This is a genomic window from Lentzea chajnantorensis, assembly GCF_054300775.1.
Map to the genome: position 1 here is coordinate 1,452,403 of NZ_JBSDZT010000002.1, position 19,913 is coordinate 1,472,315.

25 protein-coding genes, 1 tRNA gene and 1 pseudogene are annotated in these 19,913 nt (G+C 69.9%); 10 read left to right on the forward strand and 17 right to left on the reverse strand.

Annotated features, from left to right (window positions below):
• Positions 1-49 precede the first annotated feature (49 nt).
• Positions 50-253, reverse strand: a complete 204-nt coding sequence (locus tag ACVDFE_RS07805) for a hypothetical protein (protein WP_458430049.1) — start codon at positions 251-253, stop codon at positions 50-52.
• Between the two features lie 119 nt (positions 254-372).
• Between ACVDFE_RS07805 and ACVDFE_RS07810 the strand changes: the two genes are divergently transcribed.
• From ACVDFE_RS07810 to ACVDFE_RS07825, 4 genes are all read left to right on the forward strand, one after another.
• Positions 373-723: a DUF6011 domain-containing protein gene (locus ACVDFE_RS07810; RefSeq protein WP_458430051.1), complete on the forward strand. Its 351-nt coding sequence runs from the start codon at positions 373-375 to the stop codon at positions 721-723.
• 85 nt (positions 724-808) lie between these two features.
• On the forward strand, positions 809-958 hold the full coding sequence (locus ACVDFE_RS07815) for a hypothetical protein (RefSeq protein WP_458430052.1): 150 nt from the start codon (positions 809-811) through the stop codon (positions 956-958).
• Entirely contained in the window at positions 955-1,236 is a 282-nt protein-coding gene (locus ACVDFE_RS07820) for a hypothetical protein (protein ID WP_458430053.1), read from the forward strand. Before ACVDFE_RS07815 ends, ACVDFE_RS07820 begins: the two co-directional genes overlap by 4 nt.
• The gene (locus ACVDFE_RS07825; protein WP_458430054.1) at positions 1,233-2,054 is read left to right on the forward strand and encodes a hypothetical protein; all 822 of its coding nucleotides are present in this window, start codon (positions 1,233-1,235) and stop codon (positions 2,052-2,054) included. Before ACVDFE_RS07820 ends, ACVDFE_RS07825 begins: the two co-directional genes overlap by 4 nt.
• 75 nt (positions 2,055-2,129) lie before the next feature.
• Here ACVDFE_RS07825 and ACVDFE_RS07830 read toward each other — a convergent pair whose 3' ends face one another.
• From ACVDFE_RS07830 to ACVDFE_RS07860, 7 genes are all read right to left on the reverse strand, one after another.
• The gene (locus tag ACVDFE_RS07830; protein ID WP_458430055.1) at positions 2,130-2,366 is read right to left on the reverse strand and encodes a hypothetical protein; all 237 of its coding nucleotides are present in this window, start codon (positions 2,364-2,366) and stop codon (positions 2,130-2,132) included.
• Positions 2,367-2,479: 113 nt separating this feature from the next.
• Positions 2,480-2,977, reverse strand: a complete 498-nt coding sequence (locus ACVDFE_RS07835) for a WhiB family transcriptional regulator (protein WP_458430057.1) — start codon at positions 2,975-2,977, stop codon at positions 2,480-2,482.
• Positions 2,978-3,018: 41 nt separating this feature from the next.
• Positions 3,019-3,876, reverse strand: coding sequence for a hypothetical protein (locus tag ACVDFE_RS07840; RefSeq protein WP_458430058.1), 858 nt, complete (start codon positions 3,874-3,876; stop codon positions 3,019-3,021).
• Positions 3,877-4,034: 158 nt separating this feature from the next.
• Positions 4,035-4,715, reverse strand: coding sequence for a hypothetical protein (locus ACVDFE_RS07845; RefSeq protein ID WP_458430059.1), 681 nt, complete (start codon positions 4,713-4,715; stop codon positions 4,035-4,037).
• Positions 4,712-4,912 (reverse strand): helix-turn-helix domain-containing protein, encoded by a 201-nt coding sequence (locus ACVDFE_RS07850; RefSeq protein ID WP_458430060.1) that lies wholly within the window; start codon positions 4,910-4,912, stop codon positions 4,712-4,714. The genes ACVDFE_RS07845 and ACVDFE_RS07850 overlap by 4 nt, the downstream gene beginning before the upstream one ends.
• 93 nt (positions 4,913-5,005) lie before the next feature.
• On the reverse strand, positions 5,006-7,936 hold the full coding sequence (locus ACVDFE_RS07855; RefSeq protein ID WP_458430061.1) for a hypothetical protein: 2,931 nt from the start codon (positions 7,934-7,936) through the stop codon (positions 5,006-5,008).
• 57 nt (positions 7,937-7,993) lie between these two features.
• Complete coding sequence (locus ACVDFE_RS07860) at positions 7,994-8,167, reverse strand: MerR family transcriptional regulator (protein ID WP_458430062.1); 174 nt, start codon at positions 8,165-8,167, stop codon at positions 7,994-7,996.
• A gap of 224 nt (positions 8,168-8,391) precedes the next feature.
• On the opposite strand from ACVDFE_RS07860, the gene ACVDFE_RS07865 reads away from it, so the two are divergent.
• Positions 8,392-8,604 (forward strand): hypothetical protein, encoded by a 213-nt coding sequence (locus tag ACVDFE_RS07865; protein ID WP_458430063.1) that lies wholly within the window; start codon positions 8,392-8,394, stop codon positions 8,602-8,604.
• A 575-nt stretch (positions 8,605-9,179) separates the two neighbouring features.
• Here the strand turns inward: ACVDFE_RS07865 and ACVDFE_RS07870 are convergent.
• From ACVDFE_RS07870 to ACVDFE_RS07900, 7 genes are all read right to left on the reverse strand, one after another.
• A complete protein-coding gene (locus ACVDFE_RS07870; protein ID WP_458430064.1) occupies positions 9,180-9,677 on the reverse strand; it encodes a helix-turn-helix domain-containing protein in 498 nt (165 codons plus the stop codon).
• Complete coding sequence (locus ACVDFE_RS07875) at positions 9,674-9,979, reverse strand: hypothetical protein (protein ID WP_458430065.1); 306 nt, start codon at positions 9,977-9,979, stop codon at positions 9,674-9,676. Before ACVDFE_RS07875 ends, ACVDFE_RS07870 begins: the two co-directional genes overlap by 4 nt.
• A gap of 24 nt (positions 9,980-10,003) precedes the next feature.
• Positions 10,004-11,302 carry a replicative DNA helicase gene (locus ACVDFE_RS07880; protein ID WP_458430067.1) on the reverse strand — a complete coding sequence of 433 codons (1,299 nt, stop codon included), beginning with the start codon at positions 11,300-11,302 and terminating at the stop codon, positions 10,004-10,006.
• Positions 11,299-12,243 carry a hypothetical protein gene (locus ACVDFE_RS07885; RefSeq protein ID WP_458430068.1) on the reverse strand — a complete coding sequence of 315 codons (945 nt, stop codon included), beginning with the start codon at positions 12,241-12,243 and terminating at the stop codon, positions 11,299-11,301. Before ACVDFE_RS07885 ends, ACVDFE_RS07880 begins: the two co-directional genes overlap by 4 nt.
• A gap of 47 nt (positions 12,244-12,290) precedes the next feature.
• Positions 12,291-12,572 (reverse strand): hypothetical protein, encoded by a 282-nt coding sequence (locus tag ACVDFE_RS07890; protein WP_458430069.1) that lies wholly within the window; start codon positions 12,570-12,572, stop codon positions 12,291-12,293.
• A gap of 73 nt (positions 12,573-12,645) precedes the next feature.
• Positions 12,646-12,864 carry a DNA-binding protein gene (locus tag ACVDFE_RS07895; protein ID WP_458430070.1) on the reverse strand — a complete coding sequence of 73 codons (219 nt, stop codon included), beginning with the start codon at positions 12,862-12,864 and terminating at the stop codon, positions 12,646-12,648.
• Positions 12,861-13,064, reverse strand: coding sequence for a helix-turn-helix transcriptional regulator (locus tag ACVDFE_RS07900; protein ID WP_458430071.1), 204 nt, complete (start codon positions 13,062-13,064; stop codon positions 12,861-12,863). Before ACVDFE_RS07900 ends, ACVDFE_RS07895 begins: the two co-directional genes overlap by 4 nt.
• A 140-nt stretch (positions 13,065-13,204) precedes the next feature.
• Here ACVDFE_RS07900 and ACVDFE_RS07905 point away from each other — a divergent pair, with 140 nt between their 5' ends.
• Together ACVDFE_RS07905 and ACVDFE_RS07910 are read left to right on the forward strand one after the other, a co-directional pair.
• Positions 13,205-13,741, forward strand: coding sequence for a hypothetical protein (locus tag ACVDFE_RS07905; protein WP_458430072.1), 537 nt, complete (start codon positions 13,205-13,207; stop codon positions 13,739-13,741).
• Between the two features lie 344 nt (positions 13,742-14,085).
• Positions 14,086-15,183: pseudogene (locus ACVDFE_RS07910) on the forward strand (site-specific integrase); the annotation flags it as partial.
• A gap of 224 nt (positions 15,184-15,407) precedes the next feature.
• On the opposite strand, the gene ACVDFE_RS07915 reads toward ACVDFE_RS07910, so the two are convergent.
• Positions 15,408-15,483: transfer RNA gene (locus ACVDFE_RS07915), tRNA-Lys, on the reverse strand.
• A gap of 203 nt (positions 15,484-15,686) precedes the next feature.
• Here ACVDFE_RS07915 and ACVDFE_RS07920 point away from each other — a divergent pair.
• The 3 genes from ACVDFE_RS07920 (at position 15,687) to ACVDFE_RS07930 (ending at position 18,989) form a co-directional block, all read left to right on the forward strand.
• Positions 15,687-16,757, forward strand: a complete 1,071-nt coding sequence (locus tag ACVDFE_RS07920) for an aldo/keto reductase (protein WP_458430073.1) — start codon at positions 15,687-15,689, stop codon at positions 16,755-16,757.
• 97 nt (positions 16,758-16,854) lie between these two features.
• A complete protein-coding gene (locus tag ACVDFE_RS07925; protein WP_458430074.1) occupies positions 16,855-17,967 on the forward strand; it encodes a serine hydrolase domain-containing protein in 1,113 nt (370 codons plus the stop codon).
• A complete protein-coding gene (locus ACVDFE_RS07930) occupies positions 17,964-18,989 on the forward strand; it encodes a serine hydrolase domain-containing protein (protein ID WP_458430075.1) in 1,026 nt (341 codons plus the stop codon). Before ACVDFE_RS07925 ends, ACVDFE_RS07930 begins: the two co-directional genes overlap by 4 nt.
• Here ACVDFE_RS07930 and ACVDFE_RS07935 read toward each other — a convergent pair whose 3' ends face one another.
• Complete coding sequence (locus tag ACVDFE_RS07935) at positions 18,990-19,898, reverse strand: CobW family GTP-binding protein (RefSeq protein WP_458430076.1); 909 nt, start codon at positions 19,896-19,898, stop codon at positions 18,990-18,992. It lies immediately after the preceding gene.
• Between the last annotated feature and the right edge of the window lie 15 nt (positions 19,899-19,913).

A 19,913-nucleotide genomic window follows, 5' to 3' on the forward strand; every position in this document is an offset into this window, starting at 1 on the left:
AACGCAGCCCTCGGCCGTGCGCCGGGGGCTGCTGTCGTCCGCGGGTCGCTCAGCCGTTTGTCAGCAGCACCTGCCGCACCTGCTCCCGCGTCCACACGTGATCGGTGGCGCGGATGATCTCGGCCTGCTTCATGCCGGCGCCCGAGGCTTCTCGCACGGCCTCCTGCAGTGCCGCGCGCTCCTCGGCGAGGTGCGCCTGCGCGTTGCGGTAGGCCGCGGCTCGCTCGGCGAGCACCTTCTCGTGGTCGGTCATGCCTCCATGCTGGCACAACGGTATTGGCCCATCAAGTTTGCCAATTAACTTGGCCATGTCACTTGCGTACGCCAAATGACTATGCCAAGCTACTTGCATCACCGACGAGGAGGCACCCGATGGAGATCACCCCCAACCCCGCGAAGTGCCTCCGCTGCGGTCGCAAGCTCACCGCGGTCCGCTCCGTCGCCAACGGCTACGGCCGCACCTGCAGGGCTCGGATCATCGCCAGCGCCGGGAAAACCGTCGAGCGCGCCGAGTACAAGCCCGTCCAGGTCGCCAAGGCCGTCGAGGTGATCGAGCTGGGCGGCATCGTCCGCACGACCCCGGCCCTGTACCTCGCCGTCAGCTCCGACGGCGCCAACCGGTACGAGGTCGACCAGGTGGCCCACACCTGCACCTGCAAGGCCGGTGCGCGCGGCATCCGCTGCTACCACCTCGCCGCCGCTGAAATCCTCGCGGCGGCCTGACTCTCCCCCCATCAGCAAGACGGCCCCCGCCGGTGCTCGAACACCGCCGGAGGCCTGGACCGAACACCGCTAGGAGGTGTCGGCCGTGAGGTCGATCGTAGTTCCCACCGCCCGCCGCGTCCGCAGGACCGGCCAGCCCACCACCCTCGCCGCCATGCCGCGCCCGGCCGTCCAGACCGCGACGCGCGGCCCCCTCGGCGACGTCCAGCTGCGCACGCTCGGAGGTGTCAAGTGACCGCCGCACTCACCGCACGGCAGACCGGACTGGTGACGATCGAACTCCGCGACGACCTCGGTGTCCCTGGGGTGGTTGACCGCGACGACAAGCGGATCTGGCTGGACAGCAACCAGACGGACGAGGACCTGCTTGAGGTCGCGGCCGAGTGCCTGAGCAGGCTGCTCCGCCCGCAGCTGGCCGCCGTCGAGCCCAACGCGCCGACCGTTCAGGAGTCCGAGCAGGTCGTCACGCCGCGCCCGCAGCTGCGCCTCGTGCGCGCCGGGGGTGACCGGTGAGCAGCAAGCTCGACGTCCTGACCGTCATCGCCGAAGGGCAGGCGGCCGAAGCGGCGGCAACGGCGATCCCCGACAAGGGGGCCGCCGGGCCCGACGCTCGCGAGCAGGCCCGCCAGGTGATCCGCGACCGTGCCGCCGCCGGCATGCCCGAGCTGAGCGGCAAGCGGCTCGGCGCGATGTTCGAGCGCGGCGAGCGCTGGGGCCGTGACCGGATCGCAGAGGTTCGCAGGTCCGAGCCTGCGGCGCAGCCCGTTGCCGCCGCCGAGGACGTGCCGGACGAAGCGGCACCCGAGGCGGCAGACTCTGCCCCCGAGGAGGCCCCCGCGCCTGCCGCGGAACCGCCCGCCGTGCCGGTCAGCGTGCCGGTCAAGGCCCCTCGGGCGTGGCCGGTGCTGCTGCTCGCGCTGCCCGCGTTCGTGGCGATCTGGGGCGGCTGGGTGGGCCTCGGCGAGCTGACCGGCTTCGGCCCCGTGAACCTGCTGCCCGGCATCGGCGACGGCTGGACGATCAACACGGCGATCACGCTGCCCATCGGCGTTGAGGCGTACGCCGCATACGCCCTGCGGGTGTGGCTGTCCGGTATCGCGCCGACGCGCACGGGTCGCCTGTTCGCGATGTGGTCGGCGATCGGCTCGCTCGGCCTCGGCATGGCCGGACAGGTCGCCTACCACCTGATGGACGAAGCCGGCATGACCGCGGCGCCGTGGTGGATCACCGCGTTCGTCTCCAGCCTGCCCGTGGTCGTGCTCGGCTGCGGCGCGGCTCTCGCCCACCTGCTCGCCGCCGAGCCCCACGAACGGTCACGCCAGACGGTGTGACGCACGAGGAGACGACCCAGCCGCCGACGAGGAGCAAGAACGCCCCGCGCTGACCACGCGGGGCGTTCTGCTGTCTCAGGTCAGGTTGACGCGTACCTCTTGGCCAGCGCTGATCTGCTGGGCCACCGTCTGCGCTACGTCGCCGCCAGTGATGCCGATCTGGGCGAGCGCGGACTCGACCACCGGTTTCACTTCGTCAACCGGTTTGCCGGAGTAGTCACGGGCGATGGGCTCCAACGCTGACTTGATCTTTTCCGCGATCTCGGCGTAGAGCGCTTCGACCGCGCCGGAGTTGACTTCGACACGGGCCATGCTGGGTCCCTCTCATGCTGGAGAACCTCGTCGGCGCCGTCGGGGTGATGCCGACGCCTTCATTCCAGCACGGCGGGCGCTTCGTGGCGAACACACGTTCGAGCGAACCCGGGCTATCCTCGCCTGCGGGTGCGTCGCCGGTAGCGGCGGTGGTGCTCGGCGAGGTTGAGCCGCAGCTGCGGCGCCTCAGCGGCGGATGCGCGTCGCGCTCGCCCTCGCGCCCGCCGCTCGCGTTCGTACAGGGCGTGGGCGTCCCGGCACGGCCGGCAGTCGCACCCGTGCTTGACCCGGCGGGCGTTGGTGCCGTGGTCGGGGAGAACGGCCGGCCGCGGGTAGCCGTGCTCGCGGGCGAGCTGCGTGCGGTCGGCGCGGTCGAGGCCACCCCAGATGCCGTGCGGCTCGCCGCGTTCGAGGGCGCCGATCGCGCAGTCGAGGCGGACGGGGCAGGCGGCGCAGATCAGCTTGCACGCCAACTGCACTGCGCCGTTCTTCGTCGCCGCGCTGGCGTGCCAGTCCAGCTCTCCGAAGAGCCGACACGTCGCTCGCTCGTGCCACTCAGGCACGCGGCGGGGAACGCGGGGCAGCTCCATGCGTTGCACGACAGCGGACACCGCGAACCCCTTCCGTCCCAACTGGACCTCCAACCCGCGACCTACTTCGCCGTCATCCGCGTGCTCAGCGTCTGCTCGCGGACGATGCGCTCTGCTTCCTTGCGCGAGAGCGGTGTGACCCGCGCGCGGACGTCCTCGGGCGGTTCCTCGGCGTACTGGAGCACCGCGCCGCCTTCGCTCAGGTAGAACTTCACGTCCTCCGCCGGCGGCTTGAGCGTCCGCGTGTCGATCGCGGCCAGTGCGGCGTAGGCTTCGCGACCCTCGCTCGTCTCGACCGCGACGCCCCGGCCCTCTCGGGCGTTGTCGAGGGCCCGCCTGACCGCCTGCTCGGCCTGCCCGCGCGTGTCCAGTTCGGCCATGTCGATGACGCGGTCGCCGGCGTACAGCTCCCGCTCGTTCATGCCGAGGCGGGCGTTCTCCTCGCCGGGCGCGAACGTCCCCATGTGCCTGCCGAGGTTGAGTTCCGCGGCGCGAAGTCGCCAGTCGCGCACCTTGGCGTCCCGCTGACGGCACAGCACGAAGAACTCGGTGAGGTGCTGCTCGGCGACCAGCATCAGGCCGGCCAGGTGGGCACCGAACTCAGTCGAGTGCGCCTCGATCTCCGCGCGCAGAGCGTCCGCCTTCCGCAGTCGCTCCGCCTCGACTGCACGCGCGCGCTTGCGCGCGACCATCGCGGCACGCAGTCGGGCGAACCGCGACTCTCCGCGCTGCTTCTCGATCTGCTCAGCCGTGACCGACTCGTCGCCCTCGACCACCCGGCGCTCAAGATCGGTGACGGCCTGCTCCGCCGCGTCCGCGTCGGCGTCGGCCTGGGCGATGTCGGCCTCGGTGACCGGCTCGACGTCGGCCGTGTCGGCGAAGGTCATGGTGGTCACGTTGTTGTTGGGAATGCCGCTCATGCTGGGGTTCCTCCAGGTCGGGGCTGGCACTAGTCGGTGATGCGACCTTCGCGGGCAGCGGCGACGATGTCGTCCGCGTTCCTCGCCAGCTCGTCCTGTGACATGGCGTCGAGCTGGGCGCGGGTGTACGTGCGCGGTTGCGAGGTCATCGAGGCCTCTCAGAAGCGCACGGCGCGCTGCTGCTGCGCCGCCGCTTCCTGCTGAGCCTGTCGCTGCTGCAGGTGAGGCAGCTGGATCGCCTCGTTCGGCTTCCGCTCGCGCGTGAACGCGAGCATCTCGAAACGGCGGACCGTCGAACTGGGGTAGTCCAGTTCGGTCATCTCAGCGACGCGCGCCGCGAGGAGGCCATGCCGGTCCGGCCGGGCCGCAAGGGTGTTGGTCTCGCCGTTCTCCAGGATCGCCGTCAACGCGGCACGGCGTGCTGGCTCGTCACCGAACCGGTCGGCTTCGTCGAGCATCTGCGCCCGCTCGGCCTGCGTCATGGCCTTGGCGCGTTCGTAGTGGTTGCGGAACGCGGCCACGAGCACCGTGCCATCCGCCGGCGTAGTGCCCTCCGGGACTCCCGGGCCGGTGGGGAGTTGGGCGGCCAGCCAGTTGTAGCGCGCCTGCCGGCGGGACTGCAGACGCTCGCCCGCGGCCTCCAGGTCGCTGCTGTACGTGGCGTACGCCGCGGAGATCGCCTCGGCCCTGGTCAACTCGGTGAGCCTGGGGTCGGCGCGGGTGGCCACGACGGCAGCCTTGTACGTCTCCTGCGCCTGCGCGGCGCTCGCGAAGTCGGCATCGGCGTTGGGGTGCGGCATCGTGGGCGGTTCGGTCGGTGTGGCCGTCGGTGCGGTCACGCGGTCCTCCTGGGCAGTTCGCGGCGTGCCTGTTCGGCCTCGACCGCGTCGGATGGGATGAACCAGTCGCGGCCGTCACGGCGTGCGCCGGGCAGCGATCCGCGGGCAGCGTGCCGACGCACGGTGCGCGCGCTGACGCCGAGACGTTCGGCTGCTTGGCTGCTGGTCACAGGACAACGATCAATGTCACGTGTCACTGCCCTGTCCGCATGCGGACAAGGCAGGCGGCCCGGTCGGTGAGCACGATCGGCTCCAGCCCGAGCACCGCGGGCGGGTACCAGGTGATCTGCCTACTCATGGTCGACCATCACCCCCTCGACGATGTCGGTCAGCGTGTCGGACAGCCACTGCTTGGACGGCATGGTCTTGACCTCGGTCAGGTTGATTGAGCCGATGTGGACCGTGCGGCCGCTCGAGCCCGCCGGGGCTTGGCCGCCGCCGCTGACGGTCGTGCTCGAGGTGGCGGTGAGCGTGGTCGGGGTGCGCGGCATGGGCAGGGACGCGAGCGCGGACTCGGGCATGCGCACGTCGCCGCCCTCGGACGCGTTGATCGCCTCCAGCAGGCGGCCGTGCTTCTGCGCTGCCCTCCTGTTGACGACGAACTCCTTCGAGGTCAGCGGCACGAGACGGTCATCCTGATCGGGCCCCGAACCCGGAACCCAGCCACCGCCGTTGAGGCCACCGGTCAGCCAGTCCTGCGCCACGGCGTTGCGGCTCTCCGCGCGCATGACCGTGTTGATGTACAGCGTCTTCGCCTTGAGTTCGGCGGCGTTGACCTCTTCGATCTTCCGCATGGCGTCGGCGTTCTGCCCGGTGATGACGATCTCCTTGCCGTCCGGCATCCGGAACACGGCCTTGCCCGTCTCGTCCACCTTGACCGTGACGCCCATCGCGGCCAGCGCGGCGCCGTCGAGCCCGGCGACCATCTTCTGCAGCGCCGGGGGTGCGTTCGTGCCCGCGGCGGCAGCGAGGTTCAGGATCTCGCGCGTCTGCGCCTCGGTCACGGCCTTCGACATGGTGGCCGCGTCGGCGCCAGCGTGCTCGGCCTCGGCCAGCTTCGCTGCTGCCCCAACAACGTTGAGCAGGCTCTGCTCGTACTGGTTCTGTGCGGTGCGCGCCTCCAGCGAGTCCCTTCCGGACCGCTGCACGGCGTCGTTGAGACCCTTCTGCGCCTGCTCCAGGCCCAGCAGCGCGGACCGGTAGTTCACGCCAGCGCTCACCGAGCCGAGCATGATGCTCTGCTGCTCAAGCAGCTTGTCCGTGTGCGACTTGACGGCGTCGGCTGCGTCGCGCGAGGCGGCTTCCTGCTTCGCCACCTCGTCCCGGTACCCGGACGCTGCGGCCGTCGCCTGCGGAGACTCCTTGCCGTACCTGGCAATCGCGAAGTTCAGGTCAGCCTGCGCGCGCTCGACCGGACCGACCGAGTCCCGGTACTTGTCCCACGCGGCGCGGGTCGTGTCGACGGCCTGGCCGAGCGCGTAGATCTCGTCGTTCATCCGGCCACCGATGACGTCATCGGCACCGAGCGCGCGGGCCTGGTCGCTCGCGTTCCACTCGTCACGCTTCTTGATCAAGTCGTCCAGGGAGCGTGTCGCCGCGACGTGCTTGTCCATCGCGGACTTGGCCGCGTCACCGCCCTTGGCGATGCCCTTGACGAAGTCGTCAGCGTCGTCCGCGAGCTTCTTCTGCTGCATCGCGTACGTGCCCATCAGCAGCGCGGTCGCCGCGAGCCCGATCCCCAACGGCGACAACGCGCCCGTCAGCGCGCCCGCTCCGGACGCGGCGGCGCCGGCGCCGAGGCCGAGCTTGCTCAGCATGCCCGTCAGCGGTCCGGCTGCGACGACCGAGTTGGTGAGCGCGCTCGCCACCGGGACCTTCGACACGAGGCCGATCGCGGCGCTGTAGACCTTCCACGCTGCTGCGCCCGAGAGCAGCACGCCCGTCAGCGTGCCGACCTCGTCCGCGATCGGCTCGACGACAGAGAGGACCGCCTGTAGCACGTCGAGCGCAACACCCAACGAGGTGCCGAGCACGGGCAGGGCGCCGTCGCTGAACTCGGTGACGACGTGCAGCACCCGCTCGAACACGTCCGCAAAGTCCGCGGCGTACGGGGCGAAGTTCGTGGACAGCTGCTGCAGCAGCGTGCCGGAGCTCGACATCACGGTGCGGATGGCCTTGCCGAACGCGGCGATGTTCTCGCCCGTCGACTCCGTGTCGGACGAGACGTTGGTGAAGAACTCCGAGAACCCGGTACCGGTGTCGGCGAGCAGGCGGCGCCACCCGACCATGACCGGCTCGGAGCGGCGCACGGCGGTCGCCATGCCCGGTACGGCGTTCTCGGCGAAGCCCGTCACACCGGCCGTCAGCTCGCGCACGGCCGGCTCGGAGTCGGCGAACACCGCGTGCAGCGCGGGACGCATTCGGTACCACGACGCGGCCAGCTTGTCCGAGGCGCGGACGAGGTCGTCTTCGAGCGGCTGGGCCATCGCCCGCGCGTCCCGGACGACGCCGTCCGCCAAGTCGCCGTAGCTGTCGGCGACCGCCTGGTTGTTGGCCAGCAGCACGCCGGCGGCTGCGATCGCGGCGACCGGCAGCGCGGCGACGGCCGCACCGGCGATGACTCCGCCGGCGAGCATGGCGCCGTTCGTGACGCCGAGCGTGCCGACCAGCTTGAGCAGGGAGGCGGCGTGCCTGCCTGCTGCGGCACCGGCCTTGTCGTGGCCGTCGCTCGCGTCCGCGGCTGCGTTCTTGGCGCTCTCGGTGGCCGCGGCGAGCTTCCCGCGCGCCTCGGTGAGCCGGTCGGTCATCACCGACTGGTCGCGCTGGATCGCGGTCAGGTCGCGCTGCGCCTTGGCGAGACGCTCCTCGGCGGCGGCGACCCGCTCGATCTTGTCGGGGCTCTTGTCCCGGACGGCGTCGAGCGCGGCCTGTGCGACACGGATCCTCCCGAGCGCGGTCTGCTCGGCGTCACCGGCCTTGACGAGGTTCGCTTCGAGGTCCGCGACCGTCTTGCGGATCTTCGCGTCAAAGCTGCCCTTCGCCGCCTCGACGCGCTTGATCGCGGCGACGAACGGCTTCTCGTCGGCATCGAGCTTCGGCTTCTGCGCCTCGACGTCCCGCTTCATGTCGCGACTGGCGGCCTTGGTCTCGCGGAAGGTGCCCTTGATGGGGCTAGCGTCCGCGGAGATGATGGCCTTGATGTGGCCGACCGTCGTGGTCACGCCTCAACGGTCGTCGGCGCGTGTCACTGATCCACTGGCGGGCGGTGTTGGACCTGGTCAGTCGTCGTCGCTGCGGGCCATACGCCGCAGGTCTGCCTTCAGCTTCTCGACGTTCCACCGGGCGTGGCCGCCAGCGGTGACGAGCTCCGGTTCGACCAGGCCCAGTGCCCACCATCGCGCGAGCGTGGCGCGGCCGACGCCAACAGCCTTCGCGGCTTGGCCCGTCGTCACCAGTTGATCTCCGCCCGCACTCGTCACAGGTTCACTCTGACGGACCAATCGAGACCAATAGTGGCAGGTGAGACGCTTAGCACAGACTAAGACGTACGGTCGTATCGAGACGTTTGAGACGTTTTTCAGCTACGGTTGTTCGACAGCGAATCTTGCTGGCATGCACGCCAGCGCGAGACGCGTCGGCGGCCGGCCATCCCCCCGACCCGGCCGCCGACGCACCCATGAGGGGCGGAAAGCTGATGGGCGACCACTGGGTGAGCAACAGCCCGACGATCATGCGGAGCACCGAGCAGCGGACGCAGACCGTGCGGTGCCTGGGCTGCTGGGGGCTGTTCTCGCGTGCGCCTGGGGCGACGACGAGCTGCCCGAAGCCGGGGTGCGAGGGCGCCTCGTGCACGACGAACCTCTACTCGGCGCGCCGGCCGCAGGCCTGATCCTCGCCGAGACTCGCGCATGGCGAACGGCAGGCTTCTGCCCGGCCACCGGTGGCGCGTAGTCGGTCGGGCTGCTCACGCGTTCTCGATCTTCCGCAACCCGGCGGGTGCACCAGTGCTCGTCACGATGTGCGGCCAGCACGTTGCCGCGACCGACGCCAAGGACGGCACGGCGCCGCAGTGCTTCGCCTGCCTGGTCATCGTCAGGCCGACCAGGCGGAGCGGGTGACAGCCGGTTCGCACACTGCGTACGTCGGTCGTTCCTGGTCAGGTGCGCGAAGAGGTCCCGGTGCTCACGTTGCACCGGGACCTCGTCGTTTCGCTGCCACGTGCGCAGCCGCGGACCTGCTCGTGCGTGCACCTGCCGTCTCCTGACCTCGTCGCCGTGCTCGCGGAGTTCGAGCGGTCTTACCTCCGAGCCCCGGCGGAGTGGTCCGGGCGTTCTCCTCCTGAACTGCTGCTCGGTGGAGTGGCCGAGCGGTGCGGGGACCTCCGTGACGAAGGGTCGCGTCCGGGTGTCACGGTGATCGAAATGACGACCGATCTGACCGCCGATAAGTGGCTCTTACCAGCGGTCAGGAAGTCCTATAGCGACCGCCGATCTGCCGGCGAACCTCCTTCAGCCGGGCCGCGTGCTGCGTCGTTCGTTCGGCCGGCAAGGTGTAGAGGCTCGACAGCAGCTCGCGGCGACGGAGCTTCTTCGTCCTCGGCCGCATGTTCGGCCCGACGAGGTCACACAGGGCATGGTCGAGCACCTGCGGCTGCTGCCCCTCGGGCGAGAGGGCCGCCGCGATCCACCCCACCTGCTGACGCGTCGGCCGGTGCTGCCCGACCTCAAGACGCCGGACCGTCCGCGCGTCGCAGCGCAGCAGCTCGGCGAGCTTCACCTGAGTCATGCCACGCTCGGCCCTCAGCGCCTTCACCTTGGCCCCGAACCCCTCGGCGAGGTGCCGCCTCACCTCCGGCGCCAGAGGGCCCGTGCGAGCCCACAAACCGGACTGGTCGTGCGTCGCGACGCGTGCGACCCCCGGACGTCCGGCGGCCGGGGTTCCGCTGCTGCTGTTGGTGGTCATCTGGGGTCCTCTCCGAGCATGGTGTCGGTCTTCCGTAGGGCGGCGTCGGTGATGTGCATGGGGTTGAGGCCGTGCAGTCCCTCGATGGCTTGTTCGATGACGGGGTGGTCGCCGTGGAGGACGCGGAGGGAGCTGATCTCCTCGGTGGCGGCGTGGAGGACTCGGTACACGGCCCAGTCGGCGAGGGTGAAGGCGTGGAAGGTCTGGCGGTGGACGCCGTAGCGGGTGGCGAGGAAGTCGAGGAACTGTTCGTGGCTCAGGTTGTCCAGGTCGGCGGAGTTCTGGGGCGTGGGGTGTGACACGAGGTGTGCTCCGTTCGTGATGGGTCAGGCGGCCACAGGGTTTGCGCCTGCGCGGGCGTAGTGCGGCGACCATCCGAGGTAGACGGTGCCGATGCGGCCGTGCCGGTTCTTCGCCGCGGTGACCTCGATCTCGCCGAGGCGTTCGGGGTCGTGGTGCAGCAGCAGCACGGCGTCGGCGTCGGCTTCGATCGAGCCGGACTCCCGGAGGTCGGCGAGCACGGGGCGGCGGTCGGATCGCTGTTCGGAACCTCTGTTGACCTGCGCGAGGGCGACCACGGGCAGGGCGAGTTCCTTGGCGAGGAGCTTGAGGCCGCGGGAGAAGCTGGCGACCTGCTGCTCGCGAGGTGCGCGAGGGTCTGCCGGTCGGATGAGCTGCAGGTAGTCGACGACCAGCACGCCGAGGCCGCGGGGGGTGCGGACGTGGTCGCGTGCGACCGAGCGGATGCCGGCGAGGTTGAGGTTGGCCTGGTCGACGACGCGGAGCGGCCAGCCCTTCATGGTGGTGCTGGCTTCGCGGAGTCTGCCCCAGCAGTTGGGGGTGAGCCGGTGTTTGGTGATGCGGTCGAGTTCGACGCTGGCGATGTTGGCGAGCACGCGGTCGGTGACCTCGGTCTCTGGCATCTCCAGGGAGATGAGCAGTGCCCCCTCGCCGCGGCTGGCTGCGTGGGTGGCGATGTTGATGCCGAGGACGGACTTGCCGACGCCGGGACGTGCGCCGATCACGGTGAGCGTGCCGGGCCGCAGTCCGCCGAGCAGGCCGTCGAACTGGGCGTCGCCGGTTGAGAGCGACGGCGGTTCGGGTGCGGCGTAGCGGGTGAGCGCCTTGGCGGCGAGGTCGTCGAGGACGTACACGGGCGCGTCGGTGCGGGACCTTGTGGTGACCTGGTCGAGGGTCTGCCGCGCGTCCTCGACGACCTCGTCGGCGCTGGCCGTGCTGCTGCAGGCGAGCTGGGCGATGCGCTGTGAAGCGTGGAGCAGGCCGCGCCGGGTGGCCTGCTCCAGCACGCGGTCGGCGTAGTAGGCCGCGTTCGCGGCGGTCGGGCACGCGGACATGAGCGTGTGCAGGAACGGAGCCCCGCCTACGCGCTCAAGCTCGTTGTGCCGCTCCAGCTCGGATCCGAGCGTGACCGGGTCGACGGGCTGGCCGGCGTGTTCGAGCCGGAGCACGGCGCGGTAGATGGTCTGGTGGTGCGGCTTGTAGAAGTCCTCTGGCCGCAGCGTCTCGACGATGTCGGCGAGGGCCCGCGGGGAAAGCAGCGTGGCGCCGAGGGCTGACTGCTCGGCGCGCTCGTCCCACGGCGGCAGGTCGTACTCGTCGGTCACGCGGTCCCTCTGCTCTGCTGTCGGGCGATGGCGGTGCGGGCTTGGCTGAGGCGTTCCTGCCTGTGTGCGTCGGCGACCTGGCGGTACCAGGCGCGGCGCTGCTCGGGTGGCCCTTCGTCGATCTCGCGCGGAGGCGCGGGTGCGGTCCAGGTGTCCGGGCCGAGCACGTCGTCGGGGTTGAGCTCGTCGTCCGGGATGGAGTCGACGGCCCGGAGGTGCCGCCAGTTCGGGTCCTGTGCTGCCTTGAGGCGCAGCTGGTCGTACTGCTTGCGGAACTTCGGCATCGAGAGGATGTTCGAGCGCCAGAACGGGTCCTGGGTGGCCCAGTCGATCAGCCGCAGGGCCTCGTCGAGGTCACGGCCGTCGCGGTCGAGGAGCAGGCGGGCGTCGGTCAGCCACTTCGCGGTCACGGATGCTTTCGAGCCGTTCGCGATCACGCGGGACCGGAGGTGGTCGCAGAGCTTGGCGACCTCTGCTCGCGGCGGCTCCGCCGTCGCAGACGAAAGATCTTTTCTCCTCTCCTCTTCTCTGCCATCGGTTTGCGATCCGTTTGCCATAGCCGTTGGCATGGCACTTGCCATCGTTTTGCTACCCCAGCGACGCTCGGCACCGCGGCGTCCAGCCTCGCGGCGCTTCTCCGAGAGGTCGTTGACCTCGTTCGCGGACCGCTGGTGCCGCAGGTAGTCGTGCACCACGGCGTAGCCGTTCTTCGGCTGCTCGCAGCGTCCGCAGTCGTGCTCAGGTCGGTGCCAGAGCCCTTGGGCGACAAGCTTCTCGGCGGCAGAACTGTCCACACCAGCCAGACGGACCACGATCGTGACCGGGAAGTGCCCGTCAGTGAAGGACTGGCCCGAGTAGCACAGCGACACGACGTAGAGCCACGCCGCGGCCGGGTCATCGAGTTCGGCGAGCTTCGGGTTGAGCGGCAGGTCAACCGACACCCGGACGTAGTTCCTGCTGTCCTCGGGTGCGGCGGCTCGTTGGCGGCTCACGCGGACCACCTCGCGTTCAGCTCGGCCTGCTCGACGGCAAGTCGCTGGCACTTGCCACCGGCTTGCCACATCCGGCGCAGGTCGGCGTTCGGCACGGGGATCCACGCGCCGAAGCCGAGCGCGCGGAGGTGGGTGATCGTGGCGGCGGTCGCCGAGGGGTTCATCGGTTCCTCGTCGTGCATGTCGAGGGGGTCGCGACGGCCATCCGCGAGTGCGGGCATGCGCCACGATGCGGCGCGGCGGCGTCGTAGAGCCTCGGGCGTGGTCAGGTCGGTCATCCGGGCGCTCCAGCGTTTGTCGGGAGCGGCCCTAAGCGGGGGTCGGGCCGATGCAGGTCGAGGTGGTCGAGGGTCAGGCCGCGGACGCGGTGGCGTCGAGGCCGAGGTACGTGAGGATGTCGGCGGTCGCGACGCGGTAACGGCTTCCGATCCGGAGCACCCGGACGGGGAAGTCGTTGGCACGCAACAGTTCGCGCGCCTTGGTCTCGCCGATGCCGAACGCGCGGGCGCCCTGCACGGCGGGCACCGTGACAGGCCAGCTCTTGATCTCTTCGACCGTGGGCGTGGTCATGCGGCGACCCTCTGGGCGGCCACCCACTGGAGCACGTCCGCCCACCGGTAACGCACGTGGCGGCCGTACCGGACGAAGGCGGGGCCGGTGCCCTTCGACCTCCAGCCGACGACGGTCTTCTCGGGGACGCGGACGTGAGCCGCGACCTCCGCCGTGGTCAGCAGATCGTCGGGTTGACGGGTGGGCATCAGGCTGTTCATGACGGCACCTCCTGGCAAGTTGTGACGGCAGTTGCCGATCGGCTCAATAGGTAGCACGTCGACTCAACCCTGCGCAATAAGGCTCGCCGAATCTGCTGGCAATCCTTGACGGAGGCTGCCGGTATGGGCAGCATTGAGGTGTGGTTGAGCTGAAGTGGGATGTAACGAACTTCGTCGAGGTCATCGAAGACGTGCACGTGGCCGAGGGGACGTTGAACCTCGCCGACTACCACGGCTTTGACGTGACCGCCGGCGTCGCCTATGACGGCGAACGGCTCGTGGTCGAGTCGCTGTGCGTGCACCGCCGCGAGGGCGGCGAGCCAGTAACAGGGGAGGCCCTGCGCAAGATCACCGTCCAGTCGGTGTTGCGAGACAGCCTCAGGGCAGCGACCAAGATCCGTGGCGGCCTCGGTGCGGATCTTCCCGAAGGCACGCCAGTGCGCGCCCAGGGGATGATCACCGTTGCCGAGGCTGAGCGCCTGCGCGACGAGGGCCCGACCGCCGAGACCTTGAACTGGGTGGCGCGGATCTATCGCGTTGCGGACGTCATCGGCGACCCGCCGACGAAGGCGGTCCGCGAAGCCTTTGGGATCTCTCAAAGTACGGCCGGCAACTGGATCGGCCGTGCGCGGTCGGCCGGGCTGATTCCACCGGTCAAGCGGGACGGTGGCAGATGAGCAAGGGCAGCACGTACAAGCGGTGCAAGTGCCGCGACGACGAGACCGGCCGCGAGCTCGGCGCGAAGTGCCCGCGGCTCCGGCGCGCTGACGGCGCGTGGAACCCGAAGCACGGTGTCTGGTACTTCCGCCTCGAACTGCCCGCTGACGCCAACGGTCACCGGCAGACGATGCGCCGCGGCGGGTTCGACACCAGCAAGGCCGCCGAGGCTGCGCAGGACGCCGTCGACCGGCTGCTCGCCATCCCGGACGACGGGCCCGCCGGCGCTGACGCGCGCGCGGCGATCCTGGCGCTCGCCGACGACGCGCTGAAGCGCAAGGCTGCGCTGCCGGACTACGACGAGATGCGGCGCCGGTACAACAGCGGGCAGGCACTCCGCGGCGGGCTCACGGTCGGCCAGTACCTGACGGAGTGGCTGGCCAACAAGAAGGGGCTCAAGAAGGGCACGGCGCGCGCCTACGGCATCCACCTGCGCCTGTACCTCGTGCCGCACCTCGGCGACATCCCGCTCGACCGACTGCGCGTCGGCCACATCTCGGCGATGTTCGACGCGATCGCGGCCGACAACGAGCAGTTGGCGATCATCCGGGCGACCGGCACCGAGGCGGATCGCGCCGCGGTGAAGCATCGTCGGCACGTCGCGCCGGCGACCATGCACCGCATCCGGGCGACGCTCCGCTCGGCGCTGACGTCCGCGATCAAGCAGTCGAACGGGCAGCTGATCAGCTTCAACCCGGCCTCGCACGTCGAGCTGCCGAGCGGCAAGCGCCCGAAGGCTCTCGTGTGGACCGACGAGCGCGTCGAGGCGTGGCGCACGAACCGGGCACGACGAGCCGCCGTGCTGGAGGAACTGGCGCAGGCACGCAAGGCCCACGACACCAAGGCCGCAGACGCGCTGCGCCGCGAGCTGGAGCACCTGGACGCCACAGAGCGCCCGTCGCGGGTGATGGTGTGGACCCCGGAGCAGACGGGCGAGTTCCTGGACTTCATCGCCGACGACCGGCTGTACGCGCTGTACGACCTCGTGGCATTCCGCGGGCTGCGCCGCGGCGAGGTCTGCGGCGTGCGCTGGACAGATACGAACCTCGACAAGGGCACGCTGGCCGTAGCCGAGCAGCTGAACCAGCTCGGCTGGGAGGTCGAGGCGGACGCCCCGAAGAGCGACGCGGGCGAGCGGGTCGTCTCGCTCGACCCCGGCCGGGTGGACGTGCTGCGGCAGTGGCGACGTCAGCAGCTTGAGGAACGACTGCTGTGGGGAGCCGGCTGGACCGACACCGGGCGCATCTTCACCCGCGAGGACGGGACGGAGCTGCACCCGGCGGCTGTGTCGATCCACTTCAACAACCTGGTCGAGGCGGCTGGCCTGCCGCCGATCCGGCTGCACGACCTCCGGCACGGTGCCGCGACGCTCGCGCTGTCGGCCGGCGTGGACATCAAGGTCGTGCAGGCGCTGCTCGGGCACTCGTCGAGCACGATCACCCGCGACACGTACACCAGCGTGGTGCCGAAGCTCGCCGCCGAGGAGGCGGCGAAGACGGCCGCGATGGTCCCCCGGAAGAGATCCCCGCAGGTCAGCACCGGGACGGATGGGCTCCCCACGGGCTCCCCGGCTGCAGAAACGCCGCAGGGAGTTCCCACGTTGCGTGGAAACTCCCTGCGTAGTGCTGGTGGGCCGCCAGGGACTCGAACCCTGAACCCGAAGATTAAAAGTCTCCTGCTCTGCCAATTGAGCTAGCAGCCCTCGCCGCCACAGCCTACCGATCGTCATCACGCCATGTCGCTCGGGTTACCCACCTCACGGTTGACACTCCCCACCCACCCGAACGACCGAGCCCAAGCCGAACGAGAGGATCAGGCAAGACCCCAGGAGCATCGTCGTACCGCCGACCACCCCAGCACCGGTTTCATTGGAGCAGCGAAACAGCAGCCCCAAGGAGCCAAGAGATGCCACTGGACCACTACGTCACCCTCGGCCGGTCCGGCCTCCGCGTCAGCCCGTTCGCCCTCGGCGCGATGACCTTCGGCGAGGACCCGGGGTCTGCCGGCTGCAGTGTCGAGGAGGCGGAGAAGATGCTCGACGCCTACCTCGAACGCGGCGGGAACTTCATCGACACGGCCAACTTCTACACCAACGGGCACTCCGAGAAGATCCTTGGCGACTACTTCAGGACCAGGGACCGGGACCGGGTCGTCCTCGCCTCCAAGTTCTTCTTCAACATGCACCCCGGCGACCCGAACGGTGGTGGGGCGGGGCGGAGTGCCGTCCGCAAGCAGCTCGAAGAGACGTTGCGCAGGCTCGGCACGGACTACCTGGACCTCTACTGGTTGCACAACTGGGATCGGAACACCCCGGTCGAGGAGACCATGCGGGTGCTCGACGACCTGGTGGGATCGGGCAAGGTGCGGTACATCGGGTTCTCCAACACGCCTGCCTGGGTCACGGCACGGGCGCAGACGATGGCCGAGCTCAACCGGTGGACGCCGCTGATCGCGTTGCAGGTCGAGTACTCGCTGTTGGCGCGGACCGTGGAGGGGGAGGTGGCGCCGATGGCGAGAGACCTGGGGATGGCGCTGGTGCCGTGGAGTCCGCTCAAGAACGGGTTCCTGTCGGGCAAGTACCGGCGGGACGGGCGGGTCGGCGACTCGGAACGGGTGAAGTTCGTGGGTGGGCCCGGTGAGGCGGAGTTCCGGGTCATCGACGTGGTGGTGGAGGTTGCCGAGGAGGTCGGTGCCTCGGCCGCGGCGGTGTCGTTGGCGTGGCTCAGGCAGCGGGCGGGGACGGTGGTGCCGATCATCGGTGCGCGCCGGCTGGAGCACCTGGAGAGCAACCTCGAGGAGGTCGTCCTCAGCGGGGAGCAGCTCCGCAGGCTGGACGAGGTGTCCGCGCCGGAGTTGGGTTACCCGGCGCCGTTGCACGGGGAGTTGCGGGCCATGTTGCAGTTCGCGGGTGCCACGGTCGACGGGGAGGCGTCCGCCGTCTACCCGCCGCTGCTCCTGAGCGACGTCCGGTACTAGGTGGAGCAGGCTCTACCTGATCAACGGCAGTGTGCCTGACTGTGTGCGCGGCGCGGAATTGGAATCGTCTTCCTCAAGCCGAACGAGGGGACGAACGATGAAGAAGACGCTGGTAGGAGTGCTGGCGGCGGCCATGCTGTGCAGTGGGACGGCCATGGCCACGCCGGCGGGGCAGGTGCAGAAGCAGCTCGACGGGCTCGCCAAGGAGTTCCCGGCGGCGCTGGCGACGACGACCGACGCGCACGGCAGGGCGACCGCGTACACCGCGGGGACGGCCGAGTTGAACAAGCGGGTGCCGGTGCCGAAGAACGGGCAGGTGCGGGCCGGGTCCAACACCAAGGCGTTCGTCGCCGTCGTGATCATGCAGCTGGTGGCCGAGGGCAAGGTCGAGCTGGACGTGCCGGTCACGAGGTACCTGCCGGGCGCCATCAAGGACGACCGGATCACGGTGCGGCAGCTGCTCAACCACACCAGCGGGCTCGCGAACTACACGGGCTTCCTGGGGCTCGAGAAGTTCGAGGACGTGCGGCACCGGTACTTCGAGCCGTACGAGCTCCTGGCCGTCGCGAACCAGCAGCCGCCGACGCACCAGCCGGGTGAGAAGTTCAAGTACAGCAACACGAACTACGTGCTGCTGGGGCTCATCGCGCAGAAGGTCACCGGGCGGCCGATCGCGGAGAACGTCGACCAGCGGATCGTGCAGAAGCTCAAGCTCAAGGACACCTACTGGCCTGGCCAGGGTGAGCAGGGCATCCGCGGCAAGCACGCCAAGGGGTACGACCGCGTCAAGGGCGTGCCCACCGACGTCACCGAGATGGACCCGTCGTGGGGCTGGGCCGCCGGGCAGATCGTCTCGTCCACCAAGGACCTCAACACCTTCTACCAGGCGCTGCTCAAGGGGAACCTGGTTCCCGCCGCGCAGCTGACGGAGATGCAGAAGACCGTCGACACCGCCGGTGAGATGTGGCCGGGTTCGGCGTACGGGCTGGGCATCGCCAGCACGACGCTGAGCTGTGGTGGCAAGTACTGGGGTCACGGCGGCGACATCCACGGGTACGAGACCCGCGGTGGCGTCACGGAGAAGGGCCGTGCGTTCTCGATCGCGGTCACGGCGCTGCCCGGCACGTTCCAGGACACGCCGGAGAAGGGTGCCAAGGCACACGACCAGATCTTGGCCACTGTGGACAGTGCTCTGTGCGGTGCGAAGTGAAGGTCGTCGCGGCCTTAGCCGCCCTCAGCCTCATCACGCCGATACCGCAGCAGCTCGACCGGATCGTCGAGGACGGCATGCCGGGCGTGGAGATGCACGTCAACGGCAGCAACCACGCGAAGGGCAACGCACCCGTCAACGGGCGGGTGCGGGTCGGCAGCATCACCAAGTCCTTCGTGGCGGTGACGGTCCTGCAGCTGGTCGGCGAGGGCGAGGTCGCGCTCGACGGGCCCGTCAAGAACTACGTCCCGCGCATCGAGGACGAGCGCATCACGGTCCGGCAGGTCCTGCAGCACACCAGCGGCCTGCCCGAGTTCTCGGTCGCGGTGGGCGTCGCGAAGATCGCGGACGTGCGCGACCGGTATTTCGAGCCGTACGAGCTGCTCGACGCGGGGCTCAAGCAGCCCGTGACCGGTGCGCCCGGTGAGAAGTACAGCTACAGCAACACGAACTACGTCGTCGCGGGGCTGCTGGTGCAGAAGGTGACCGGCCGGCCGGTGGCGGAGGAGGTGCAGCGGCGGGTGCTCGACCGGGCCCAGCTGCGCGACACCTACTGGCCGGCGCAGGGCGAGCGGACCATCCGCGGCCGGCACGCCCGCGGGTACGCGCCGGCGGACCTGTTCGACCCGAGGTCGAAGGCGGTCGACGCGACGGAGCTCGACTCGTCCTGGGCCTGGGCGGCGGGTGCGCTCGTCTCCACGCCGCAGGACATCGCCCGGTTCTACCGCTCGCTGCTGCGGGGCGAGCTCCTCCAGAAACCGCAGCTCGACGAGATGCGCAGGACCATCCCGATCGACGACCGGAACGCGGCCGGACTCGGCCTGGAGAGCACGAAGCTCAGCTGCGGCGGCGTCTACTGGGGCCACGGCGGCACGATCCACGGGTTCTCGTCGTTCGGTGCCGCGACGGACGGCGGGCGCCACACCGCGATCACCGCGACCGCGCTGTTCGGCACCTACGGCGACGCGGAGAAGTCGCTCAAGCAGATGCTCGACGTCGTCGACACCGCGCTCTGCACGTGATCAGCGGGCGTACCGCAGCACCCACAGCATCTCCTCGGAGCTGACCGGCTCCAGCGCGACGCACGCGAGCAGCCAGTCGGTCACCGAGTCCGCGTCGATGCCCGTCCCGATCAGCACCAGCTGGGTCGGGGCGGGCTCGACCGGTGTGAACGACACGTACGCGCCGACGGTGTGCAGCATGAAGGTGCCGTGCTCGAACTGCACGAAACCCTTGGCGCGGAACAACCCCGGTGGCCGCGCGGACAGGAAGTCCATGAACAGCCTGGGGTGCAGGGGGTCCTCGGACGTGAACGTCACGGTGTCGTACGCGGCGTGCGCGTGCGTCGAGTGGTCTTCCAGGTCGTCGAACGCCAGCTGGCGCGGGCCCGGGTCCGGTGGCCGCACCTCGAAGAGCAGCGCCGGGTCGATCCGGCCGTACGACACCGCGAGCACCGGCGCCTCGCACGGCAACGACGGCAGCGCGTCCACCCGGTCGACCTTGTTCAGCACCACCAGGTCCGCCAGCGCGAGGTCCCGGTCGAGGTGGTCGACGGCACCGAGCTCCACGGCGTCGACCACGTAGATCAGCCCGCCGTACGCCACGTCCGGTGCCTGGACCACCATCCTGACCAGCGCGGACGGTTCGGCGAGCCCGGACGCCTCGATGACGATGACGTCCAGGTCCGCCGTGGCGAGCGTGCCCAGCATGTCGGCCAGCTCGGAGCCGTCGACGGCGCAGCACAGGCAGCCGTTCGACAGCGTCACCATCGAGTCGACCTGCGCGGACACCGCGAACGCGTCGATGTTGATCGAGCCGAAGTCGTTGACGACCACGCCGATCCGCGTGCCGCCGGACGTGCGCAGCAGGTGGTTGAGCAGGGTGGTCTTGCCGGCGCCGAGGAAACCGGCCAGGACGACTACGGGGATCACGGCCGTTCAGGCTAC